This is a genomic window from Pseudomonas gingeri (assembly GCF_013386165.1).
Taxonomy (GTDB): domain Bacteria; phylum Pseudomonadota; class Gammaproteobacteria; order Pseudomonadales; family Pseudomonadaceae; genus Aquipseudomonas; species Aquipseudomonas gingeri_C.
The window spans coordinates 400137-420762 of sequence record NZ_JACAOS010000021.1 but is presented as its reverse complement, the minus strand read 5'-3'; the positions used below and the strand labels follow the sequence as shown (position 1 = coordinate 420762).

At 57.2% G+C, this 20626-nt stretch carries 16 protein-coding genes and 1 pseudogene; 8 read left to right on the top strand and 9 right to left on the bottom strand.

Annotated features, from left to right (window positions below):
* Nucleotides 1-132: 132 nt before the first annotated feature.
* On the top strand, nt 133-1272 hold the full coding sequence (locus tag HX866_RS27050) for a PDDEXK-like family protein (protein ID WP_177140758.1): 1140 nt from the start codon (nt 133-135) through the stop codon (nt 1270-1272).
* Between the two features lie 70 nt (nt 1273-1342).
* Here the strand turns inward: HX866_RS27050 and umuC are convergent.
* Nucleotides 1343-2509: pseudogene (gene umuC / locus HX866_RS27045) on the bottom strand (translesion error-prone DNA polymerase V subunit UmuC); the annotation flags it as partial.
* Nucleotides 2510-2827: 318 nt separating this feature from the next.
* Between umuC and HX866_RS27040 the strand changes: the two are divergent.
* Nucleotides 2828-3265, top strand: a complete 438-nt coding sequence (locus HX866_RS27040) for a hypothetical protein (RefSeq protein ID WP_371319290.1) — start codon at nt 2828-2830, stop codon at nt 3263-3265.
* A gap of 551 nt (nt 3266-3816) precedes the next feature.
* Here the strand turns inward: HX866_RS27040 and HX866_RS27035 are convergent.
* The 5 genes from HX866_RS27035 to HX866_RS27015 form a co-directional block, all read right to left on the bottom strand.
* The gene (locus HX866_RS27035; protein ID WP_177097184.1) at nt 3817-4806 is read right to left on the bottom strand and encodes a zinc-dependent alcohol dehydrogenase family protein; all 990 of its coding nucleotides are present in this window, start codon (nt 4804-4806) and stop codon (nt 3817-3819) included.
* Between the two features lie 104 nt (nt 4807-4910).
* Entirely contained in the window at nt 4911-5813 is a 903-nt protein-coding gene (locus HX866_RS27030; RefSeq protein ID WP_177097186.1) for a LysR family transcriptional regulator, read from the bottom strand.
* Nucleotides 5814-6279: 466 nt separating this feature from the next.
* A complete protein-coding gene (locus tag HX866_RS27025; protein ID WP_218179777.1) occupies nt 6280-7419 on the bottom strand; it encodes a Gfo/Idh/MocA family protein in 1140 nt (379 codons plus the stop codon).
* Nucleotides 7419-8489, bottom strand: coding sequence for a sugar phosphate isomerase/epimerase family protein (locus HX866_RS27020; RefSeq protein ID WP_177097189.1), 1071 nt, complete (start codon nt 8487-8489; stop codon nt 7419-7421). Before HX866_RS27020 ends, HX866_RS27025 begins: the two co-directional genes overlap by 1 nt.
* Nucleotides 8490-8512: 23 nt before the next feature.
* On the bottom strand, nt 8513-9499 hold the full coding sequence (locus HX866_RS27015; RefSeq protein WP_177097191.1) for a LacI family DNA-binding transcriptional regulator: 987 nt from the start codon (nt 9497-9499) through the stop codon (nt 8513-8515).
* Between the two features lie 191 nt (nt 9500-9690).
* Between HX866_RS27015 and HX866_RS27010 the strand changes: the two genes are divergently transcribed.
* The 4 genes from HX866_RS27010 to HX866_RS26995 all read left to right on the top strand — a co-directional run bounded on the left by HX866_RS27010 (nt 9691) and on the right by HX866_RS26995 (nt 14454).
* Nucleotides 9691-10536, top strand: coding sequence for a sugar phosphate isomerase/epimerase family protein (locus tag HX866_RS27010; RefSeq protein WP_177140757.1), 846 nt, complete (start codon nt 9691-9693; stop codon nt 10534-10536).
* A gap of 13 nt (nt 10537-10549) precedes the next feature.
* Entirely contained in the window at nt 10550-11626 is a 1077-nt protein-coding gene (locus HX866_RS27005; RefSeq protein WP_177097195.1) for a Gfo/Idh/MocA family protein, read from the top strand.
* An 85-nt stretch (nt 11627-11711) separates the two neighbouring features.
* Nucleotides 11712-13067 carry an MFS transporter gene (locus tag HX866_RS27000; RefSeq protein ID WP_177097198.1) on the top strand — a complete coding sequence of 452 codons (1356 nt, stop codon included), beginning with the start codon at nt 11712-11714 and terminating at the stop codon, nt 13065-13067.
* A gap of 28 nt (nt 13068-13095) precedes the next feature.
* On the top strand, nt 13096-14454 hold the full coding sequence (locus HX866_RS26995; protein WP_177097199.1) for a carbohydrate porin: 1359 nt from the start codon (nt 13096-13098) through the stop codon (nt 14452-14454).
* Nucleotides 14455-14852: 398 nt separating this feature from the next.
* On the opposite strand, the gene HX866_RS26990 is transcribed toward HX866_RS26995, so the two are convergent.
* From HX866_RS26990 to HX866_RS26980, 3 genes are all read right to left on the bottom strand, one after another.
* Nucleotides 14853-17516 (bottom strand): hypothetical protein, encoded by a 2664-nt coding sequence (locus HX866_RS26990; protein ID WP_177140756.1) that lies wholly within the window; start codon nt 17514-17516, stop codon nt 14853-14855.
* 373 nt (nt 17517-17889) lie between these two features.
* A complete protein-coding gene (locus HX866_RS26985; protein ID WP_177140755.1) occupies nt 17890-18276 on the bottom strand; it encodes a hypothetical protein in 387 nt (128 codons plus the stop codon).
* A gap of 279 nt (nt 18277-18555) precedes the next feature.
* A complete protein-coding gene (locus tag HX866_RS26980) occupies nt 18556-19338 on the bottom strand; it encodes a hypothetical protein (RefSeq protein ID WP_256345014.1) in 783 nt (260 codons plus the stop codon).
* A gap of 266 nt (nt 19339-19604) precedes the next feature.
* Between HX866_RS26980 and HX866_RS26975 the strand changes: the two genes are divergently transcribed.
* Entirely contained in the window at nt 19605-20060 is a 456-nt protein-coding gene (locus HX866_RS26975; RefSeq protein WP_177140754.1) for a GNAT family N-acetyltransferase, read from the top strand.
* A gap of 65 nt (nt 20061-20125) precedes the next feature.
* The gene (locus HX866_RS26970; protein WP_177140753.1) at nt 20126-20593 is read left to right on the top strand and encodes a hypothetical protein; all 468 of its coding nucleotides are present in this window, start codon (nt 20126-20128) and stop codon (nt 20591-20593) included.
* Nucleotides 20594-20626 lie beyond the last annotated feature (33 nt).

Sequence of the window (20626 nt, the reverse complement as noted above, 5' to 3'; positions counted from 1 at the left end):
CATCCAAGATTGAAACCATCGGCCCTCGCATCGCCGACCGGGCGCTGTCTCACTAGAAAGAGCCATTACATCAGAGCGTGATTTACCTGATACTGCGCGCAGTCACTCGGCCTTAATCAGGGTCCCTCTCTCATGGACGACTTTTTGCAGACGATGGCTCTGCTGCGAGCACGGTATCAGCGCCCGCCAGGCTTCAACCTCTTCTCCGTACTCCGCAGCTCAAGTGATGAGGTTCGGCTTCACTCGCGCTTCCTCGCCTTCCTGCTCGACCCTAAGGCGACCCACAATCAGGGCACAGCGTTGCTGAATCTCCTGTTGAAGCGAGTGGGTATCCAGAACTTCGATTCAGAGCATGCAACTGTCGAGGTTGAGTACCAGAACATCGATATCCTGGTCCGCAACCCATCCAAGCAGGCCGTGATCATCGAGAACAAGATCTACGCCGGCGACCAGGACGAGCAGCTCTGGCGCTACCACCAGCGGATGCAGGCGGAAGGTTACCGCGAGATTTGGACCACGTACCTCACCCTCGATGGTGCCGAACCCAGTGAGCAGAGTCGCAAGTCCCTGCCTGTAATTCTTATCAACTACGAAGCCGAGATCATCGATTGGCTGAAGGACTGTATCCCACTGGTTGCCCGCGAGCCCGGCGTGCGGGAAAGCATTTTCCAGTACATCGAACTACTCCAAAAGCTGACCTCCAGTGACCAGGGCGAGATCTACATGAGCAAGCTGAAAGAACAGATCCTGCTGGGCGAGAACCTCTTCGTGATCGCCGACATCAACCATGCATTCAAGTCCGTACTGGCCGACCTACAGCTCGATATTTGGGCGCGCATGATCGCTTACCAAGAGCGTCAGTATCTGCAACTCGGAAAGCCCGAAATCACGGCCACGAAGGAGGCGGTTTCCGCCTATTACAAAAAGGCCAAAAACAGCAAATTCATCGGCCTCTACTTCCCCTTCAATTTTATGAAGGGTGGCGTGTACATCGAGCTCAACCACCGTCTCTACTGCGGCTACTACTGTGACGGTGAGCAGTTCCCGGAAGACCGGGAACGCCTATTTTCACTGAGTCCAGAACTCGCACCCAGCAATCGCAACTCTGGCCACCTGTTCTGGAAGTACCCTGGAGTCAATGTCAATCTCCATGCCCCATCCAATGAAGACCTGGCGCACCTTCGAGATCCGGAAACGAGGGAATCGATTGCCGTCAGTCTGATCGATGACGTGCACAAGCTATGGCACTGTGCTCACCAGCAGTTCGCCTAAACGCAGAGATTGCATTCAAAGCGTGCGGCTACACAGCGATAGGGTGATCAACCTTCATTACTGCCAACGCTCAGCGGCTGAAAACCCTCCAGAGCTGATCCAGCCGCGTCGTAAAACTCTGGCTCATCATCTCCCGGCGCATGCCCCACTCCGGGTTCACTGGGACGCTGGCCGAGCGTAGGGTTCCCCTGCCCCAGCGTCCGTTGATCTGGTCCAGGACCGCCATCACTTTTGAGGCTTCCGCGGGCTGGGAGGCGGCGAACAGGTCGTCGGTGTATTCACCCTGCTGGCAGAGGTTCAGCAACAGGACCTCGGCTTTGCTGTAGTTGAACCCAGGCCGAAAGACCTGATCGAGCGCATCGACGGCCGCCCTGGTCAGGAGGCGTACGTCGTCGGTGGGGTATGGCAAATCCACCACGACTCCATTGGCGTACTTGGCCTCCTCCGGGTTGAACATCCCCGTCCTGATGCTCACCCGAATTTTCTTGCACAGCGACCGCTGGGCCCTGAGCTTTTCCGAGGCTCGCATCATGTAGGTGGCCACTGCCTCCTTGATCGGTGACAGTTCCTTCAGGCGCTTGCCAAACATCCGGCTGCAGCAGATCTCCTGCTTGGGTGCATTGGGCTCATCCAGTTCCAGGCAAGGCGTTCCTGCCAGCTCCCGGGCGATCTTCTCGATCACCACGCTGAAGTGCTTGCGTAGCACCCAGGGATCGGCCTGTGAGAGCTGCCAGGCGGTTCTGATTCCCATGCCTTCCAGGTGCGCCGTCATCTTTCGCCCGATGCCCCAGACGTCCGACACGTCGCAAGCCTTCAGCAATTTCTTCCGGCGGTTCGGTGCTCGAACATCCAGGACTCCTCCCAACTGCGCCTGCCACTTCTTCGCGCCGTGGTTGGCCAGTTTGCTGAGGGTCTTGGTCCCCGCGATACCCACACCGACCGGAATGCCGGTGCACCTGAGCACCTGGGCCCGAATGCGGCGCCCCAGTTGCTCCAGGTTCTCGGTCATGCCGGTCAGCTCTGCAAACGCCTCATCGATGCTGTAGACCTCGACCGCCGGCACCATCGACTCAATCACCGTCATGACGCGCTGGCTCATGTCGCCGTACAACGCGTAGTTCGAGGAAAACGGCACGATGCCGTGCTGGCGGATCTTGTCCCGAATCTGAAAGTACGGTTCGCCCATTTTGATGTGGGGTTTCGCATCAGCAGAACGGGCGATCACGCAGCCGTCGTTGTATCTGAATGACCCTAACAGTTATTAAAGTATAAGATACTGATTTTTATAGGTTTTGTATTGCTAACATTTTTCTGTGTTTTTGGCATTGGTTTCGTAATTGCACTCCACCTGGCCACACATTTGCATTCGACTTGACCAGCACACTAGGCGGCCTCGACCGGCAGTGGTCGGCCAGAAGCCGACGTAATGGCGTTTGTGTAGTATCTGTCTCTCTTCCCACTGTATGAGGTGCCCGATCGCCGACACTCCCCATCCCCTACAAGAGCTGCCCTAGACCTGCAAAACGCACGTTCGCTTTTGGGAAAGCGGCTGAGCGTGCTGCTGCACGATCAGTACTATTTCAACGACGAGAAAGATCTGGGAGAAATAGGTTCTCTAGAGTGGCGGTTTGGCGAGCGAGAAGTTCTATCCATGTATCTCTTGAGTGATGGCGAGAGAGTAGGCGCGGACTTGTTGCCTTCTGATACACCGGCTTCCTTCGAGATAGAGCCGAACGTGACCTGCCCCTGGAAGAGGGAAAACCTACTTGCAGATCTATCAGCAACCCACCTCGAGAACACAAAAATTTGCGCAGTTGAGGGAATTCTTGACTCTTTCAACGGGCAAGAGCCTTGGCTGTCGGGATTCAGAGTTACGTTCGAGACCGGTGACTCACTGGTCTACCTTAACCAGGGCGACGACGCCGTCGTATTGATCAATGCGCTACCGCCAGTAAGTGTAGGCCTCGAAACCCGCTTCCTTACCTCAATTTAATGACAGCTATGGGTCGATTTCAGTCGATTACGACAGGCAGCTATTGGCCGATTCTGTTGAAAAAGTCACTCCTGCTTGGGCATCCACTCTTTGGGCCGTGAAAATACTATTTTTGCATGCTGCTGCGCCAAATCTGAGTTCTGAACATACTGTGCAAAACACAGATTTCAATCTCAGACGCGTATTTTCTGAGGTGGAAACCGAAGCCGACTTTTTCAACAGAATCGGCCGATTTCTGCCTGTCGCCGACGTCAGCAGTGGGTCGACTGCTGCTCTTCTTGACAGCCAGCAATCGGCCAGAAGTAGCCTTTCACGGCAGGCCGCTCTCGAACAGAAATTGCCTCTTAAATGAGTCTACGAAACGTGTGGCGATTCAGTGTGTTGGCCGGACGCATACGGCAGAACTTCGAAACGTTGCTCGACTTCGCACAACCTGGCAGGTATTGCGACAGTTGCCACAAGAGGAAAAGGCGATGTTAATGGCGTCGTAGCACAGACGGCGCGCCGATCACTCGGCACGCCGTTGTTGCAACTTCAGAACGAGGCTAACGTCAGATCTCGATTACTATCTTACCGATCTGGGCATTGGACTCCATGTAGCGATGGGCCTCAACGATCTGGTCAAACGGGAAGGTCTTGGCAATTAGTGGGCGCAGCGCGCCCTTTTCTAGCCCTTCGGTGATGAAGGCTTTAGCCCTGTTCAACCGGTCGACATCGCGTGTGATCTCGAACAATTGATAGCCACGGATTGTCAGATCCTTACCCAGCACCTCCATCACTGGGATGCTCATATCTGAGGTTTCCAGGGCACCGTATTGGAAGAAAATCCCCAGGAATGTCAGCGATCTCAGGATATTGGCCACTTCAGGGCCGCCCACTGGATCGAAGGCCATGCGCGCGCCCTTGCCCTCGGTAATCCGGTTTACCTCGGCCACAAGATCCTGCTCTGAAGTCGCGATGACATGGGCAGCACCGGCCTCTAGAAGCGCCTCTCGTTTTTCACTTGTACGGGTCAACGCGACTGGGATCGCACCCAGCCAGTTCGCGATCTGTATCGCCGCTAGACCCACACTGCTGGAAGCAGCACGAATCAACACAGTCTCACCCTTCTGAAGGTTACCGATATCCACCAAGGCGCCGTACGCAGTGACGTACTTCATCCAGGTAGCTGCAGCTTCGACGGACGATAAGCCCGCAGGCTGCGTCACCAACGCATGCACTGGCGCTACAACCAGCTCGCCATACATACCGTATTCAGAGAATGCGAACGCCGGGATCACATTGACCTCATCGCCCACGCCATACCCAGTCACATCCTCGCCGATCGATTCGATGGTGCCAGCCGCTTCATATCCCAAAATGGCAGGCATGTCAGGCGTGAAGGTGTACTGGCCCGATCGGTACATGGCTTCAGCACGGTTTAGGCCCAAGGTCTTAACCTTGATGCGTACCTCGCCCATACCGGGCGCACGTACATCAACCTCATCGATCTGAAGGACTTCAGGCCCACCCATACGGTGGAAACGAACCACTTTGGACATGGACAACTCCCGGATTATGGAAAACCGATAAGGTAAATCCTCCGGGTAAGACAAAGAAGATCAGTTGGAGATACAGATTGTTATCCTCAAAATACCAATCGCTGTCATTTTAAATTGTGCGTAGCCATCAATGCCTTCAGCCACTCCACAAAGACCTCGACCTTCGGTGGTAAAAGATCTCTATGGGGATACAGGATAGAGACGCGCTTGGCAGGGACAGGGTAATCCTTTAGCACCTGAACCAGAGTGCCTTGGACCAGATGATCTCGTACCGAAAGCTCCAAACCCTGAATCATCCCAAACCCGGCGAGCGCTGATGTCACGAAACCTTGGGTATCATTGACGTTTAACCCGGACCTCAAGCGCATTGGTTGCACCTTACCCTCAATGCTGAAGAGCCATTCAATGGCGCGGGTGGCGTGGCCTGAGAAGTAGTTGACGGCCTGGTGCTTGTCCAAGTCATCGAGCGTCTGAGGTTCTCCAAATCGCGCAAGATAGCTGGGGGACGCGCACGTGAGCATGGGAAGATTTCCTATGCCGCTAGCGATCAAGCTGGAGTCCTCCAGCGCGCCCAGGCGTACGACACAGTCCACGCCTTCGCTCAACATATCGATGGGTTTGTCGCTGGTGCCTAAGGTCAGTTCGATACCTGGATACAGGGTCTGAAAATCCATCAGCGACGGGATTATGAGCCGTTGTCCGAGTGCAACCGGCATATCAATACGCAGCTTCCCGGTCAAACGTGCAGGCCGATTCCCGAGTGACGACATCGTTTCGTTTACGTTATCCAGGATCGCTTTGCATTGCTGATAAAAGACATCACCCTCAGGCGTTACGCTGAGCTGTCGAGTCGTTCGGTTCAGTAATCGTCCCCCCAGGCGTTGCTCAAGCGATTGAATCATCTTGGACACCGCAGGTCTGTGCATCTGAAGGGCCTGTGCTGCTTTGGTAAAACTGCCGGTGTCGATGACGCTGACGTAAACCTGCATCGAATGGAAAACATCCATCAAAGGTACCCACTGAGACAGAAACTGAGCGTATCAAACAATTAGAGATCACTTTTTCAGGTGGTGCTTGCCCATCAATCAAGGTTGTTGTGCTGACGAAACAATACCATACGGTGTTTAGCGCAAACTCCTAGCCTTGACTGTGTAATGCGTTGAATCAGGATAGTGGTTTAGCAACAAACCCACCGGCAATAGCCGATTAAGTAAACGCATAATAGCCTCGGCGGGGCGCGGTAGGGACGGCAGTTACCTGCTGCCCCCGCACAGATCCGTTCGTGCGGAACTACCGCATACGGCTCCTGCCTCGGGCATCTGAGGGCAGACGGACAACAATGACCAAGGCGCAACTTCTCGCGGCATTAAAAATCAAATGTGGAGGCTGCCTCTGTCTATGGTGCTGAGTTTTCAGCACGATTGAGCCTGGAGTCATGCGTTCGTTTTGCAGTGAGTGTCGATTCAGCTAGATCTAAGGTCTGGAGAAGCTAACCCAACGGCTATCCAGTTCGTGGCTTCTGAGCACTGCGTCCATGAATGCCATCCCCTCGATACCGTCCGCGAGCGTCGGGGTTAGCAGCGCCTCCGGCGGCAATGATTCAAGATCCGGAAACGAACGTATCTGTGAAGCAAAATCGCGATAAAGCAAGGCAAATGCTTCCAGATAGCCTTCGGAATGCCCGGCTGGCACCCGCACGCCCCATGACCCTGTGTCGCCCATCCCCGGCCCGCCGCGTGTGAGTAACTGCGCGGGCTGGCCGTGTCGGGTAAACCATAGCTGGTTGGGATTTTCCTGGTTGAAGCTGATCGATGCGCGACTGCCCGTGATGCGGATCTGCAGCGCATTTTCCATCCCAGCAGCGACCTGACTGGCCCATAGCACGCCCCGTGCCCCACCTTGAAAACGCAGCATGGCCTGGACGTAATCATCCAGCTTGCGGTTGGCCACGAAGCTGGTCAGTTCCGCCGCCAGTGACTCCACGCGCAACCCGCTGACGAACCGTACCAGCTGAAATGCATGGGTCGCAATATCGCCCAGGGCACCGCCGGCACCGGCCATAGCAGGATCGCCGCGCCACCCCTCGTCAGGCAGCGCTTCGGTCAACCAGCCTTGAGCGTACTCAACATGCACGGTGCGCAGCTCACCCAGCTCACCGCTGTTGACCAGCTCGCGGGCATGGCGAATCAGCGGATAGGCCGAGTAATTGTGGGTGAGCATGAACAACCGGTTGCTGCGCTCGGCAACCTGCTGCAATTCATGGGCTTGCGCAAGCGACAGGCACAGTGGCTTGTCGCAGATCACGTGAATGCCTGCTTCGAGAAAAGCCGTTGCCACCGGGGCGTGCAGGTGGTTGGGGGTGACGATGGCCACCGCCTCGATGCCGTCTTCGCGCAATGCCTCGATCCGGGCCATCTCGCGGTAGTCGGAATAACTGCGTTCCGGGTCGATGAACAACTCACGGGCGCTGTCCGCTGCCCGTTGCGGGTTGGACGACAGCGCCGCCGCCAACAGCCGATACTGACCGTCCAGGCGCAAGGCAATACGGTGCACATTGCCGATGAATGCACCGGCGCCACCGCCGACCATGCCGATCCGAATAGGTCTGTTCATCAGCGCGACTCTCCTTGGGGCAGGCCAAGCATAGTGTTCAAGGTCGTGCGCGACAGCGGCGCCTTGGCGAAGTCATCGAAGCTGTGCTCGGTGACGCGAATGATCTGTTTGTCGATAAAGGCTGCACCTTCACGGGCGCCGTCCTCGGGATGCTTCAAGGCGCACTCCCACTCCAGCACTGCCCAGCCGGCAAAATCGTATTGCGCGAGTTTTGAAAAGATCCCGCCGAAATCGATCTGCCCGTCACCCAGCGAGCGAAAGCGCCCAGCGCGATCAGTCCAGCCCGCATAACCGCCATATACACCTTGGGAGCCATCCGGACGGAATTCGGCGTCCTTGACGTGAAAGGCGCGAATACGCGAATGGTAGCGGTCGATGAACGCCAGATAATCCATTTGCTGCAGATGCATATGGCTCGGATCATAAAGAATGTGGCAACGCGAATGCTGGTTCACCGCCTGCAGAAAGCGCTCGAAACTGACGCCGTCAAACAGGTCTTCCCCAGGGTGGAGCTCGTAGGCCAGGTCTACCCCCTGCTCGTCGAAGGCGTCGAGGATAGGCAGCCAGCGCCGGGCCAGTTCTTCGAAGGCGCCCTCGATCAGACCCGTCGGGCGTTGCGGCCAGGGATACACATAAGGCCAGGCCAGGGCACCGGAAAACGTCACATGAACATCCAGCCCCAGTCGCCTCGACGCCTTGGCCGCGCAATGCAACTGACGTATCGCCCAAGCCTGGCGAGCCGCCGGATTGCCGCGCACTTCGGGCGGGGCGAAGCCGTCGAACAGTTCGTCGTAAGCCGGATGCACTGCCACCAGTTGCCCCTGGATATGGGTCGACAGTTCAGTCAGCGCCAGGCCATGCCGATCCAGGGTGGCGCGGATGTCGTCGCAATAGGCTTGGCTCTCGCCCGCAAGTTCGAGATCAAACAGGGCACTGACATTGCTCGGGATCTGCACGCCTTTGAAACCAAGCCCGGCGCTCCAGCGCGCCAGGTTGTCGAGCGTGTCGAACGGCGGCTGTTGGCCCGCGAACTGGGCCAGGAACAGCCCGGGCCCCTTGAGGGTCTTCATGGTAACTCCTAATGCCGCCGGGCTTACGTACTGCCGCGCACGACCAGCTCGTGCTCGAGAAGTACGCCGCTGGACGGCTGGTTGGGATTGTTGATTTTATTGAGGAGCAGCTTGGCCGCGCTTTCCCCCAGCCGCAGCGAGGGTTGGGCAACGGTGCTCAGCGCCGGCTGAGTGGCGGCAGAGAACGGAATGTTGTCGAAGCCCATGACCGCCACGTCCTGCGGGATCGACAGCCGGGCTTCGCGGATGGCCAGCATCGCGCCGATGGCCAGCATGTCGCTGGCGGCGAGAATCGCATCCGGGCGCACCTTCAGAGCGAGCAGTTGCGAGGCGGCCAGGCGGCCGTCTTCCATGCCAACATCGCCGGCTACGACGATGCCGTCGAGCATCGGTTGCAAGCTGGCCTGTTCCAGCGCTTCGCGGAAGCCGCGCTCACGCTCACGGGCATAGAGGAAGCGCGGATCACCGTTGATCAGGGCGACGCGTTGATAACCGCGGCCGATCAAATAAGATACTGCCGCCCGCGCCGCTTCGGCGTTATCGATGCCGACATAAGGCACGGCGGCGTCGCGGTCGAACTCGCAGCAAGCGACCCACGGCATCAACGCGGCATCCTGGGCCAGTGCGTGCTGGGTGGTTTCCGGATCAAGGCAGATCACACCGTCAGCCTGATGGTTTTTCAGCATTTCGTAGAAGGTACGCCCGGCCTCGGCCTCAGCCCCGGTGTCACACACCAGCAGGCTGTAACCCTGACGCCGTGCGACATTATTGATGCCCCTGATCACCTCGGCGTAAAACGGGTTGCCAAGGTCCGGCACCAGCGCCAGCAGCAAGTTGCTGCGGGCACTGCGAAGGCTGCTCGCATGGCGATTCAGGGTGAATCCCTGTTCGGCGATGCAAGCCTGGACTTTTTCGCGTGTCACCGCGCCAACGCGCCCGGTGCCGTTGATGACCCGAGAGACGGTGGCGATGGACACACCCGTCAGCCGGGCGATTTCGTGAATAGTCATGTTTGTCATGGGTAAACGTTTACTCTTATGTGCATCAATATTCAAGGATAAGTCGCCACCAAGGTAATTTTTTCTTTTGCTTGTTGACGACGCAACAGATCATGGCCTAGGCTTTGATGAGTAAACGTTTACTCATAAAAACAAACTCAGGCCGAGTCGGCTCGCGTATTCCGGCCAGAAGGAGGAGATCCATGGACCTCGCAGTGCAGCTTTACTCGATAAGAAAACACTTCGCCAGCAACTCTGCCGCAACCCTGGAGCGCCTGGCAACGATCGGCTACAGGGCCGTTGAAATACCCCTGGACTTGAGCGGTGAAGATATATTCGGCATGGGCCAGACCAGCGCCAGCCAACTGGCTGCAGACCTCGCCAGCCAGGATTTGAAACTGATCGCCGCGCACTTGCGGCTCACCCACGATGACCAGTTGAGCCAGGCCATCGATTACCTGTTGCAGACAGGCTGCCGCAACGCGGTCATCCCCCTCGAGCTCCTCGACAATCAGCAGCAGGTCGATGCGTTGGCCGACCGCCTCAACGCCTTGGGCGAGAAGCTTCACAAAGACGGCATCAGGCTGTTCTATCACAATCATTTTCACGAGTTTCAGCGCTTTGGTGGGCAATCCGCCTTCGACACCCTGGTGCAGCGCACCGATCCCAAGCTGGTGAGCTTCGAAGTCGACACCTATTGGGCCATGCGCGGTGGGGTTGATGTACTGGCGCTGCTCGAACAGCTCGGCAGCCGCTGCGGGCTGATCCACCAGAAGGACATGCCAGCTGCGCTGGACAAGGTCGACATCCTGGCTGACTGGCCGGCCGAGAGAGCGATCGACCTGGACGCCATACGCGAATTCATCACGCCAGCGTATTTCACCGAAGTCGGGCATGGCGTGATGCCGGTCAGAGACATTCTTGCGCTCGCCGAAAGCCACTGTAAAAGCCAGGCGATCGTCGTCGAGGTGGACGCCACCGACATGGACGAGCTGGACAGCGTCGCCGTCAGCTATCGCAACCTGTCGCGCCTGATGGGCATCGTCTAAGAGGAATTTTCGCATGAGCAAGCGTTTGAAAGTAGGTCTGGTCGGCATCGGCGAAGTGGCCCAAGTGGTGCACCTACCGACCCTGGCGATGCTGTCGCATCTGTTCGAGGTCGTATCGATCTGTGATGTGTCGCAGGGCGCCCTCGACCACGTCCAATCGCGGTTCAACATCGCGCACGCCACGCAGCAACTGGAAGAGCTGCTGGCACAACCGGGGCTCGATCTGGTGATGGTGCTGAATAGCGATGAGTACCACGCCGATGTCGCGGTTCGCGCCGCCGAGCATGGCAAGCATGTGTTCATCGAAAAACCGGCCGCCCTCACCCACCGCGACCTGCAGCGCATCATCGATGCCGAGCAAGCCCACGGCGTGCGGATCATGATCGGTTACATGCGTCGCTACGCCAGCGCCTTCGTCCAGGCGGTCGAGCACATTCGCCAGATGGACAAGATCCTGTATGTACGGGTGCGCGACATCATTGGCCCGAATGCGTTTTTCGTCGAGCAGTCTGCAGCTTACCCAAAACGCTTCGATGACGTGGCACCCGAGCAAGTGACGGACCGCCAGGCCCGTGCTGCAGCGCAACTCGCCGAGGCAGTGGGTGATGACAGCCGCTGGTACCTGCCCTATCGCTTTCTCGCCGGGCTCGGCAGCCACGACCTGTCGCTGATGCGCGAAGCGCTGGGCATGCCGCAGCGAGTGCTGGCCGCCGCCAAGGCCGGCAATGGCCTGTTCTTCAACGCGCTGTTCGCCTACGACGGCTTCAACGTCAGCTACGAAACAGGGATCGACAGCAACGGTCGCTTCGATGCCTTGATCGAAGTGGTCGGTGAGCATTGCACCCTGCGCATTGAGTACGACACGCCGTATATCAAGGGCCTGCCGGTGACCCTGACTTACTGCGAAACCATCGACGGGGTGTATCAGGAACGGCGCGTACGCCCGACCTATGTCGACCCGTACACTCTGGAACTCGAATACCTGCACAACGCGATCGTCAGCGGCGCGCCGATCAAGACCAACCCCGCTGATGCGCGCGAGGACTTAGTGCTGTTTGACATGCTGATCGAGGCGCTGCAACGCAGTTGATCCTGATGCCCGCAGCATCGGCTGCGGTACATCACCCGGCATCCAGCAATCGATACAAAACCAATAATCAATCGAGGCTTGCCCCATGAGTCAAAACGTACGTTTCACCGAGCGCCTGAGTTACGGCGTGGGCGACGGTGGCATCAACCTATTGCTCGGTCTGGTCAGCACCTACCTGCTGTTTTTCTATACCGATGTCTTCCATTTGTCGGTCACCACCATCGGCGCGCTGTTCCTGGTGGCGCGTCTACTGGACGCCGTGGCCGACCCGCTCATAGGCATTCTGATCGACCGTACGCGGACCCGATTCGGCCAGCACCGTCCTTGGTTCCTGTGGTTCGCCCTGCCCTATGCGATCTGCGGCGTACTGACGTTTGCCACTCCGGATCTTTCAGACAACTGGAAGATTGCCTACGCCTTTGTCAGCTACACCTTGCTTGGCTTGCTCTATTCCACGGTCAGCTTACCGCTGACCTCAATGCTGCCGACCCTGTCAGCAGATCCTCAGGAACGCACCGAGATCAATGCCCTGCGGCAACTGTTCGGCACCGGCGGGATATTGCTGATCGGTTTGGTGGCGATGCCTGCCGTACAGCTTCTCGGCCAGGGTAATAATCAGCAGGGTTTCATGCTCACGGCGGCGGTATGTGCTGTGATCGCGCTGATTGCCCTGGGCACGACCTTCACCAACACCCGCGAACGGGTATCCGCCCACGCCGACTCGCAGGCCCTGACCTGGCGGCAATCCTTGAGTGCCACCCGCGGCAATTGGCCGTGGCTGGCAACCATGTCGATCAACTTACTGTTTTGGGTCGGGATGATTTCGGCGAGCCAGTTCACTGTGTACTACATGACCTATAACCTGCAACGCCCGGATTTGATCCCGGTCGTGATGGGCACGGCCGTGGTGCAGATGTTGACGATTGCCCTGTGCCCGTGGCTGACCAAGCACTGGGGCGTAAGACCGACCGTCGCCCTGGGCAGCCTGACCACCATCGCCGGAACGCTGGGGATGATGTGGGTGCAAGGCTCGGTTGGCTTCATCGCGCTGAACATCGTCGCCAAGCTTGGCATGGGCCTGGTGATCGGGCTGCTGTTCGCGATGATGAGTGAATCGGTCTGCTACGGCGAATGGAAAAACGGCGTGCGCGCACAAGGCTTCCTGTTTGCCGCCTCCAGCTTCGGGGTCAAGCTGGGCATGAGCATCGGCGGCGTGATCGGCGCCATTCTGCTGGCCTGGGGCAATTACGTACCCAACACCGCCATCCAGAGCGCCAACACGTTGCAGTGGCTGCAAGTAGGGTTTATCTGGGTGCCAGTGCTGACCTATGTCGGCATCTTCGCCAGCCTGATGATGTATCGCTTCGAACGCGGTTACAGCCAGGAGGGTTCCGCACCCGCCGTCCCGGTGCCTGAAGCGCAAGTAGAACTGTCGCGCTAAGCGTCCCCTCCACTCACGAGAATCCAGCATGAATCAATTGCACGCTCGTCTGGGCGGGGCGCTTTGCGCCTTTTTTTCAACCGCCGTTCCGGTCACCTGCTTCGCCGATGCGTTGCAAACTCCCTGGCCGGGCATGGTCCAGGCCGCGCCGGGACTGCTAGGTGACATGGGCGGTCTGCGAAGCAGTCTCGCAGCACAAGGCTTCACCTTCCAGACCGGTTACATGAATGAGGCTGCGAGCAACCTCAGCGGCGGCGCCGATAGTCACAATCATTATCTGTCCTACGGTGATGAGTTTCACCTGATGTTCCAGCAGGATTTTCAGCGCGTGGGGATTGCCGATGGCGCCATTGAGGGGCTGCTGGTGCAACGTAACGGCAATGACGACCTGACCCTCGCCCGCGTGGTCGATCCGCGCCTAGATCGCGTTTCGGAAAAGGCCCAGGAGGGACTCGGCCCGGGCAGTATACTGCGTCTGGGCTGGCTAACCTGGCGCCAGTCTTTTCTTGATCGTCGACTGCTGTGGCGGGTTGGCCTGCTAAACAAAGTCCAAGACTTCAGCCAGACCAACGAATGTGATTTCCAGCTGCTGCAACTCTGTGGCGGCCAGGCAGCGAGCGCTACCTGGCCGAACTGGAACGTGCACCTTTGGGGGACCTCGCTGCAATACCGGCTGACCGATGAGCTGACGATCAAGACTGCCGTGTACAAGGGCAATACCTCGCACATGAGCAGCAACGACGGCGGCTTCAGCACCGCCAGTGGAGGCGGTTACACCGTACCGTTGGAGCTGGCCTGGCAAACCGAAATTACCGGGCGCAAAGGGCAATATGAACTCGGCGCGGCCTGGACCAGCATGCCTGTGGCCGAGCGTTATTGGGGTGAAAACGGCGGCGCGGGCTGGAACGACCCGAACGGCTATCGCCAGCGCGGGCACAGTACCTATGCCTACTTTGGTTTGCAGCAGGATTTGACCGTTCGCCGACAACACACTGATCCAGGGATCTCATGGTTCATGTCCGGTGCTTATGCCGACCCCAGCGCATTCGACCTTGAGGCGAAAGTGAGCACCGGCCTGCGCATTCAAGGCCCTTTTGCAGAGCGGCGTCAGGACAAACTTGGGATCGGCTTCACCTGGCTCAAAGGCAGCCCTGACTGGGCTCGCTCGAACCGCGAACAGAACACCGCACTGCAGGCAGAGGATTTCGACAATCCGTTGCATCTCCCGGTCAACAGCTATGAGGTGGATTCGGAGGTCTTCTACCGTTTTAACCTAGCGCCATGGCTGTACGTGCAGCCCGGTATTCAATACTGGCATCAGCCTGGCGGTGTATCGCAGACTGACGATGTAGTAATTGCCGAGTTACGAACGGGAATACTATTTTAACGCACAATCAAAACCGAGTGCTTTAATTTCAACTCAGGTAATCTAGAGCTTAAACTGATCGTCGCCTTTACGTAGCCCAAGAAATCCAGTGCGAGTCGTTGACGTTTTCGTCGACGAACTCGACCTGAGTAAACTTGGCTCCGATAACACGATAAAAAATCTCCTATTGCAACATTTGGTTTTTTCGGTAACGACAACCAGAAAGTCATCTACTTCGCCCTGTGCTCGGCTTCACCTAAATTTTCCGGATTGGGAAGCGTCGGCGGTACCGATTCGAGTAGGTATGCGGTAGTTCCGTACATACGGATCTGTGTGGGGTGTAGCACGTTACTACCATCCCTACCGTGCCCCAAAGGAGGGATCGCCCAGTTTCCCCTGCTGTCGACGCTGGCAGAAAGTCAATGACAAGGCAGACCGACCACGGTCAGGAATTGGCAGGCCGCTTTTGGATTTTTGCTGCTTTGGGCTTCGCTGGCGAGGGTCGACCAGGGCTCGACACTCGGCGGCGTGCTTTCAACATGAAGGGCGGTAATGAGTGGCCGCCAATCTTCCCGTGGTAACCAATCGGCCAGATCGAGTATGACTTCATCTGACTCGCGCTTCTCAAGCGCGGCCTTGAGCTGCGCCGGTTTTTTGAATAACCAGGCTATTCGCCGACGCTTTTCCGGGACTGACAGGGTGGCGTGGCTGACCGCATCGATTGCGGCGAGTGTCCATTTCGGAGGAACAGGGGTTTGACCCCAACGGTGCAGCCTAGTCAAGTCAAATGATTGCACCGCGCCGAGGTAGTCATCGCGTTGGGCAGTGAAGGTGTCATAGATAAACTCGTCCACATCGTGTGGCGCGTCCCAGGTTGTGGAATGACCCTCTCTAGAGTTATCCGCAGCGTCCAGGCATGCATTCAAATCGCCTTGCAGGTCGCATTGCGCTTGCAGGGCCTGAGCGACCGGGGCATAGGCAGAGACCTCTTCGAGATAATAAGGAGCGCTTTTAGTCCAGGCCAGAAGATGAGGTGCAAGCCCACCACTACAACGATCACCCGACTCTGCATATGCCAGATAATACCGCCTCCCATCCTGAGTATCTCGCAGGCCCAATAGCCCGGCGCTAGCACCTCCTGCAAAGCGGACCGCCTCAATGGCACCATGACGCTCAAGCCGCGACTCCGTTACTTCAGGCCTATCGCCGCAGGGGTTCATACGCTCGTACCCCCACATAAAATCGTCGTTATCTACCGAACCCACCATGTTCCAAAAACCAGACACGACCATCGCGCAGTTATCGGACTCAGGTACGTCGAGCAACTGCACCGTCTCGAAATGCAGTTGTCTGGAATAATCACCCTCTTCATCAGGAGCCAGAAGTGACTTTAACAAGCCGTCGCTCGGCAAGAAATTGCACTTCACAGGCTCGAAGACAAACCGTGCAGCACTCGCCACGTCGGCAACCGGCGCTACAACACCCAACGCAAGCAGCTGGGCGTAAACCTTAGGGGCAGTGTTTAGCGCGCAAGCCTTGGGGAAAGAAAGCGGATGAACAACTGCACCCAATTGGATCAGCGCGGTTAGGTTGGTGATCTGATCAGCCTGGGGCGAATCTGAAACACTGGTACAGGTGAAGGGCTTGCGGCCAAACGGACGCATGAGCTTTTCAATAACGCTATCGGCGAGACCTGGTAGTTGCGCGGTCATCAGCGGCCAACTTTGCTGCAGGTCAGCAACCGGACGCCCGAGCCAGTCGCTGATTTCGTCGGGTTGATGGGAGTGCTCCCCCCCCTCAATGGCCAAGGTGTTTTCAACACGATAACCGTGCCTGAACAACTCCGGCCATAGCGATATCGGAACCGCGTAAAGCAGCCGCGGCACGTGCTGGCCGTCGAGCCGTAATGCGCTGCGCTGCAACAGGGCTGCCCCGATCATCTGCCGTTGTTCGATGGTCCTTACACCCTGCAAACCCGCGTGGGCTGCATCCGCAGACTTTGCCGTCAGTGTCTCATCCGGCACCAGGGCCAGAGCCCAGGAGAACGCCTCGAAAGAATCCGCTGCGGCGATTGCCAACCAACTATAAAGATTATTCGAATCAGCCAACCAAGGACTCAGGACCGTCGCCGGCAGGTGCTCAGCCAATGCCTTGCGCGCAGCGAAGGGCAAAGGCGCAGGGTCGATTCCACTCGAGGTTCTCGGCCTGGCCACCATCCACGGCAGCAGCACCTTAGCCAGCTCCTCTGGTTGGTCCGGGCGACGCAAGTCCGAGGCAAACAGGGCCTTCACGTCATCGGCAGAAGCCAGCGTCTGAAGCAAATAGCCGAATATCGGGGAGAGCATTTGCGTGTCGAGCTTTTTCCAGGCGACAAGGTCGACTGTTTTAAAAGAACCACGAGCGGACTGATCCTCGGAGGGATGAACACCCTGGCAATCGCCATACCTGTCCAGCTCGCCGGGCGCGGGTAACTGCCGGCTGTCCACCTCCAGCGCTTGCTGGACGGCACCTCGCTCCAGCTCGTACTTGAGCATGCAAGCACCCAGCTTGCCAGTCGGGGCCGCGAAGTGGCGAGCCAACAGTTCATCGAGCGAGGTGGGGTTCTGAACCAGATAGCGGTCAGTCAGTTGTTGAGCCGACAACCGTTGATACACCGGCAGCGCCAGCAGCGCATCAACGATGCTCCAATGGCCCATGTAGATAGCCAGGCCAAGAGCGTCTGGTTCGTGTAAAAAACCAGCGACCGTCGCCAATGGATCAGCACCTTGGCTTATCAACCACATGGCCACGTCTTTCATATTGGCGCGCACGGCATGCTGCAAAAGTGTGCCGTGGAATGCGACCTTTTGCATGTCGGGGTTCTGATTCGACAGGTATTCAATCAGGCCGGTTTCATCGGTGGCCTTAAAATCTTCCGGGGCGAAAACCTCCCATCTACCCTCGCCTTCCGGCTGGGCTTGCGGCATCGAAAGTAATGCACTGAAAGCATCGCTTGTGCCCTGGCTATCGTCTTCGTCGGCATAGGCCAGAACGCTACACAGCACCACCACAGCAAACAGAGCACGACTAAATAAACGAGACATGACAATCCTTGTCTTGGGTAACCAAAGGCTGCGTCAGATAAGCGCCCGGAGTGGAGCAACTGGAGGATGACTCGCGAAGACTCCCTGCCTTGTAGGGCGGGGAGTGTCGCATGAGGGCCATTTACTGCGCCATCATTGCCCTAATCATCGGAGATCAAACGCTATGGCCGGGCTTCGCCGACCGGAATGATCAGATGGCTCTGCCAGAGTAAGGCACTGGTAGCGCCAAAGCCCTGCCGGTTTTCACATGAGGCAAAGCAAGAACACCCGGTCCAACCGGCAAAACGAATAAGCCGGTTGATCAACATCAGTGACCTGGTTCAGCCCCTCATCGATGGATTGTCAGTGCATCATCCGCCTGAAATTTGAAAGGCTAACCTTGAAGACCGCGCAGTATCTCCACGACCCTGGGTCGTGTGTACTGCTCACTGGGTCGACTGGTTTCAGGGTCGTCAATTCGTCCCCACTCACCTTGATCGAACGCCTGATAAAGCGAAAGCGCGGGCTGCGGAAACTCGCCTGTCATGCCCAAATCAAAGATCGCGTTGGCGATTCCGTTCATGATGCTGCTGCAGGTCTCAAAAGCCAAGGTACCCGACAAAAACCCTTCCGCGACCTCAACCGAGAGCCTGCTCAACAGTACCGACGAACCGACGCCCAGCGTCAGGCAAGCCGCCTCTACATCAGCCAGTACCAGCCCATTCTGCTCGGCCTCAGCCAGAAACACATGAAGATCGTTATTCTGTGGCTCCCTGATCACGTTCACCCTCCTCCATAACCAATCGCACACTGAGATCAGTGCCATCAACCGTCATTTTCGTGAACAGACGCACGTCGTCTGGGGAGTACAGTCGATCGACCACTACCCCATTACCGTACTGTACAACCGAGTGGGACTGACGGCCCTATAGACCCCAGGCTGTAGTTCGAAAAATTGCCCAGTCAAACGCCACGTCTGATGCGCGTTCCGGGTATTCAGCTTTCATGTCCGCAAGGCATTTTTGCATGAGCCTCGAATCACCGGGCAAACCGCTGAGCTTTATTCCACGTAGCGCAGCCAAAGGTATGTGCGACCGACGATGGCCTGGATGACGGCTAAAGCCACTGATTGCCGGTTCTCATGACAGGTGTTGTAGAGCGCGCAGAAATCTGCTGCCACCGCATTAACTGTAACTAGATCTGGAGGCGCTGTACGCAGAAAGCCAAGATAAGACGCGCCCACACCCATCAATTCATAACCATGCGCGAGGAGAAAATGGCGTGCAACGGCAAAGTTTTGCGCGGGGCCCAGATCACTCGTGAAATATCCATTGGGAAACGCGGCGAGCGCCTGATAGGAATGCTCGACCGGTACCAGGAGGGCCGAGAGCGGCTGATCGAGCAGTGAAACAGGGTTTTCCTGATAACTCACCCACTCTTGCAGCCCATGTTCATCAAGGGTCAGGCCATGAGCGCAGGCCTCTTCGAACGTAGCCGTTGCAACCATTTCCGTGAAATTGCGAAAGCAGAGGGCGAACTCGGCCTTCGTCGTTGGATAACCAATGTACTCACCGTGTTCGAAGCATTCTGGAGGTAATCCAGCGATGTCGAGCGCCGTGGCATCGTCCAGCCCCAAACTATTGCGTGCATGCCCCGAGGTGTAGCGTGCCTGGGACAAGTCATCAAGCGAGAGGAGCGGCCTGAAACCAGGGTGGTTGGCGGCGATCGTTCGATACGCCTCGACTAAATCACCCATGCTGGAGACCTCGCTCAAGCTGTACTCATCGCATGTTCCTTCGGCCGGGTTTCCAGGCATACGGTTGCCGCAAAATCGGATATCCATCGAGTGGTCACCTGCTCCACGTTGGTTCTGAGGCGAGCGAATGAGTTTCGCTGCATACACTGTGCGACTAGAGCCCTCCCCAAAAAAGCGCCTAGGACGAGAAGTTACCCAGTATCACCAGAGGCTAGGTAGGGACGACCTGCACCAGGACCACCGCACAGACTAGCGGCGCCACGGCTTGGGCCAGGAGCACGGGTCACGCGGTCAATCCCAAGTGAACACCAAGCTGGACTAGGCTGTGACAGTCAAGGATAAAGGTTCCCAACATGGAATGTCAGGTTCGCCCAGCAACAAGCGAGGATGCAGCAGCGATCAGCCGTGTGGTGATCGCTGCTTTGCAAAAGTCGAACTCACACGATTACTCACCTGACGTGATCACTCAGGTTGAGAAGAGCTTTACTCCAGAAAAAGTCAGCGCACTGCTCGGTAAGCGCAAGGTGTTCGTCGCTTGGCTAAGCGAAGATATTGCCGGTACTGCAAGCCTTGAGGGTGATGTAGTCAGAAGCGTTTTCGTTGATCCAGCGTACCAAGGTCGTGGTATTGGTAGGCAGTTGATGGAGGTCATTCAGGCTACGGCAGCCAGCTCAGGTATTGGTGCTTTGCGGGTGCCGTCATCAATTACAGCGCAGAGCTTCTACGCAACGTTGGGTTATCAGAAAATCCGTGATGAGTTTCATGGGTCTGAACGCACGGTTGTTATGGAAAAACAGCTTGGAGGCTAGCTGCTCTCGACAATAGACTCACGGCCTATTGTTCAAACTCAATTGGCCATGGAGGCACCTCGCAGGTGACTGTTGATCCCAAACCTGATGACGTTCTCAGGCTCGAACACCTTCTATACGGTTACAACTACAGCGTTTGGCTCAATGTGTATGGTCCTCTCGACGCCGCTCTATCGCTGGAGGAGGCATTGAGGTCCTCGGTGTCCCTGTCCAGTATGGTGGGTGGCTCAAGACCCGTAGGCGTCAGCGAGGTGCGCGAGCACGTCCTTGAGTCGCTGTTTTACCCCGGTGATGCAGGCTCAGGTCCTGAGGACTTGGCAGGTAAACGGACAGAGATCACAGCCCTAGCTGAAAAGCTTTTGCAGAGTGCACAAGTCGACAAGGCTGACGCGGTAAGTGCTTTCTGGTTTGCAAAGGGTCACCCAGCCTATCCGGTGTTCTGGGCGTTCGCCTACGACGTTCATGCGCTGGGCAAGCGCTGGATTCTTCTGGGTAGCAGTAGTGATTATCCGCATCCAACGTCGGTGGACTGAGCCAGCTTTGGACCTAGGTGGCGTGAAAACGCA

Excerpts from the sequence above, each read along its gene's own strand:
- HX866_RS27050 (WP_177140758.1), top strand. The coding sequence starts at position 133 with ATGGACGACTTTTTGCAGACGATGGCTCTGCTGCGAGCACGGTATCAG.
- HX866_RS27035 (WP_177097184.1), bottom strand. The coding sequence starts at position 4,806 with ATGTCCAAAGTGGTTCGTTTCCACCGTATGGGTGGGCCTGAAGTCCTT.
- HX866_RS27030 (WP_177097186.1), bottom strand. The coding sequence starts at position 5,813 with ATGGATGTTTTCCATTCGATGCAGGTTTACGTCAGCGTCATCGACACC.
- HX866_RS27025 (WP_218179777.1), bottom strand. The coding sequence starts at position 7,419 with ATGAACAGACCTATTCGGATCGGCATGGTCGGCGGTGGCGCCGGTGCA.
- HX866_RS27020 (WP_177097189.1), bottom strand. The coding sequence starts at position 8,489 with ATGAAGACCCTCAAGGGGCCCGGGCTGTTCCTGGCCCAGTTCGCGGGC.
- HX866_RS27015 (WP_177097191.1), bottom strand. The coding sequence starts at position 9,499 with ATGACTATTCACGAAATCGCCCGGCTGACGGGTGTGTCCATCGCCACC.
- HX866_RS27010 (WP_177140757.1), top strand. The coding sequence starts at position 9,691 with ATGGACCTCGCAGTGCAGCTTTACTCGATAAGAAAACACTTCGCCAGC.
- HX866_RS27005 (WP_177097195.1), top strand. The coding sequence starts at position 10,550 with ATGAGCAAGCGTTTGAAAGTAGGTCTGGTCGGCATCGGCGAAGTGGCC.
- HX866_RS27000 (WP_177097198.1), top strand. The coding sequence starts at position 11,712 with ATGAGTCAAAACGTACGTTTCACCGAGCGCCTGAGTTACGGCGTGGGC.
- HX866_RS26995 (WP_177097199.1), top strand. The coding sequence starts at position 13,096 with ATGAATCAATTGCACGCTCGTCTGGGCGGGGCGCTTTGCGCCTTTTTT.
- HX866_RS26990 (WP_177140756.1), bottom strand. The coding sequence starts at position 17,516 with ATGTCTCGTTTATTTAGTCGTGCTCTGTTTGCTGTGGTGGTGCTGTGT.
- HX866_RS26980 (WP_256345014.1), bottom strand. The coding sequence starts at position 19,338 with ATGGATATCCGATTTTGCGGCAACCGTATGCCTGGAAACCCGGCCGAA.
- HX866_RS26975 (WP_177140754.1), top strand. The coding sequence starts at position 19,605 with ATGGAATGTCAGGTTCGCCCAGCAACAAGCGAGGATGCAGCAGCGATC.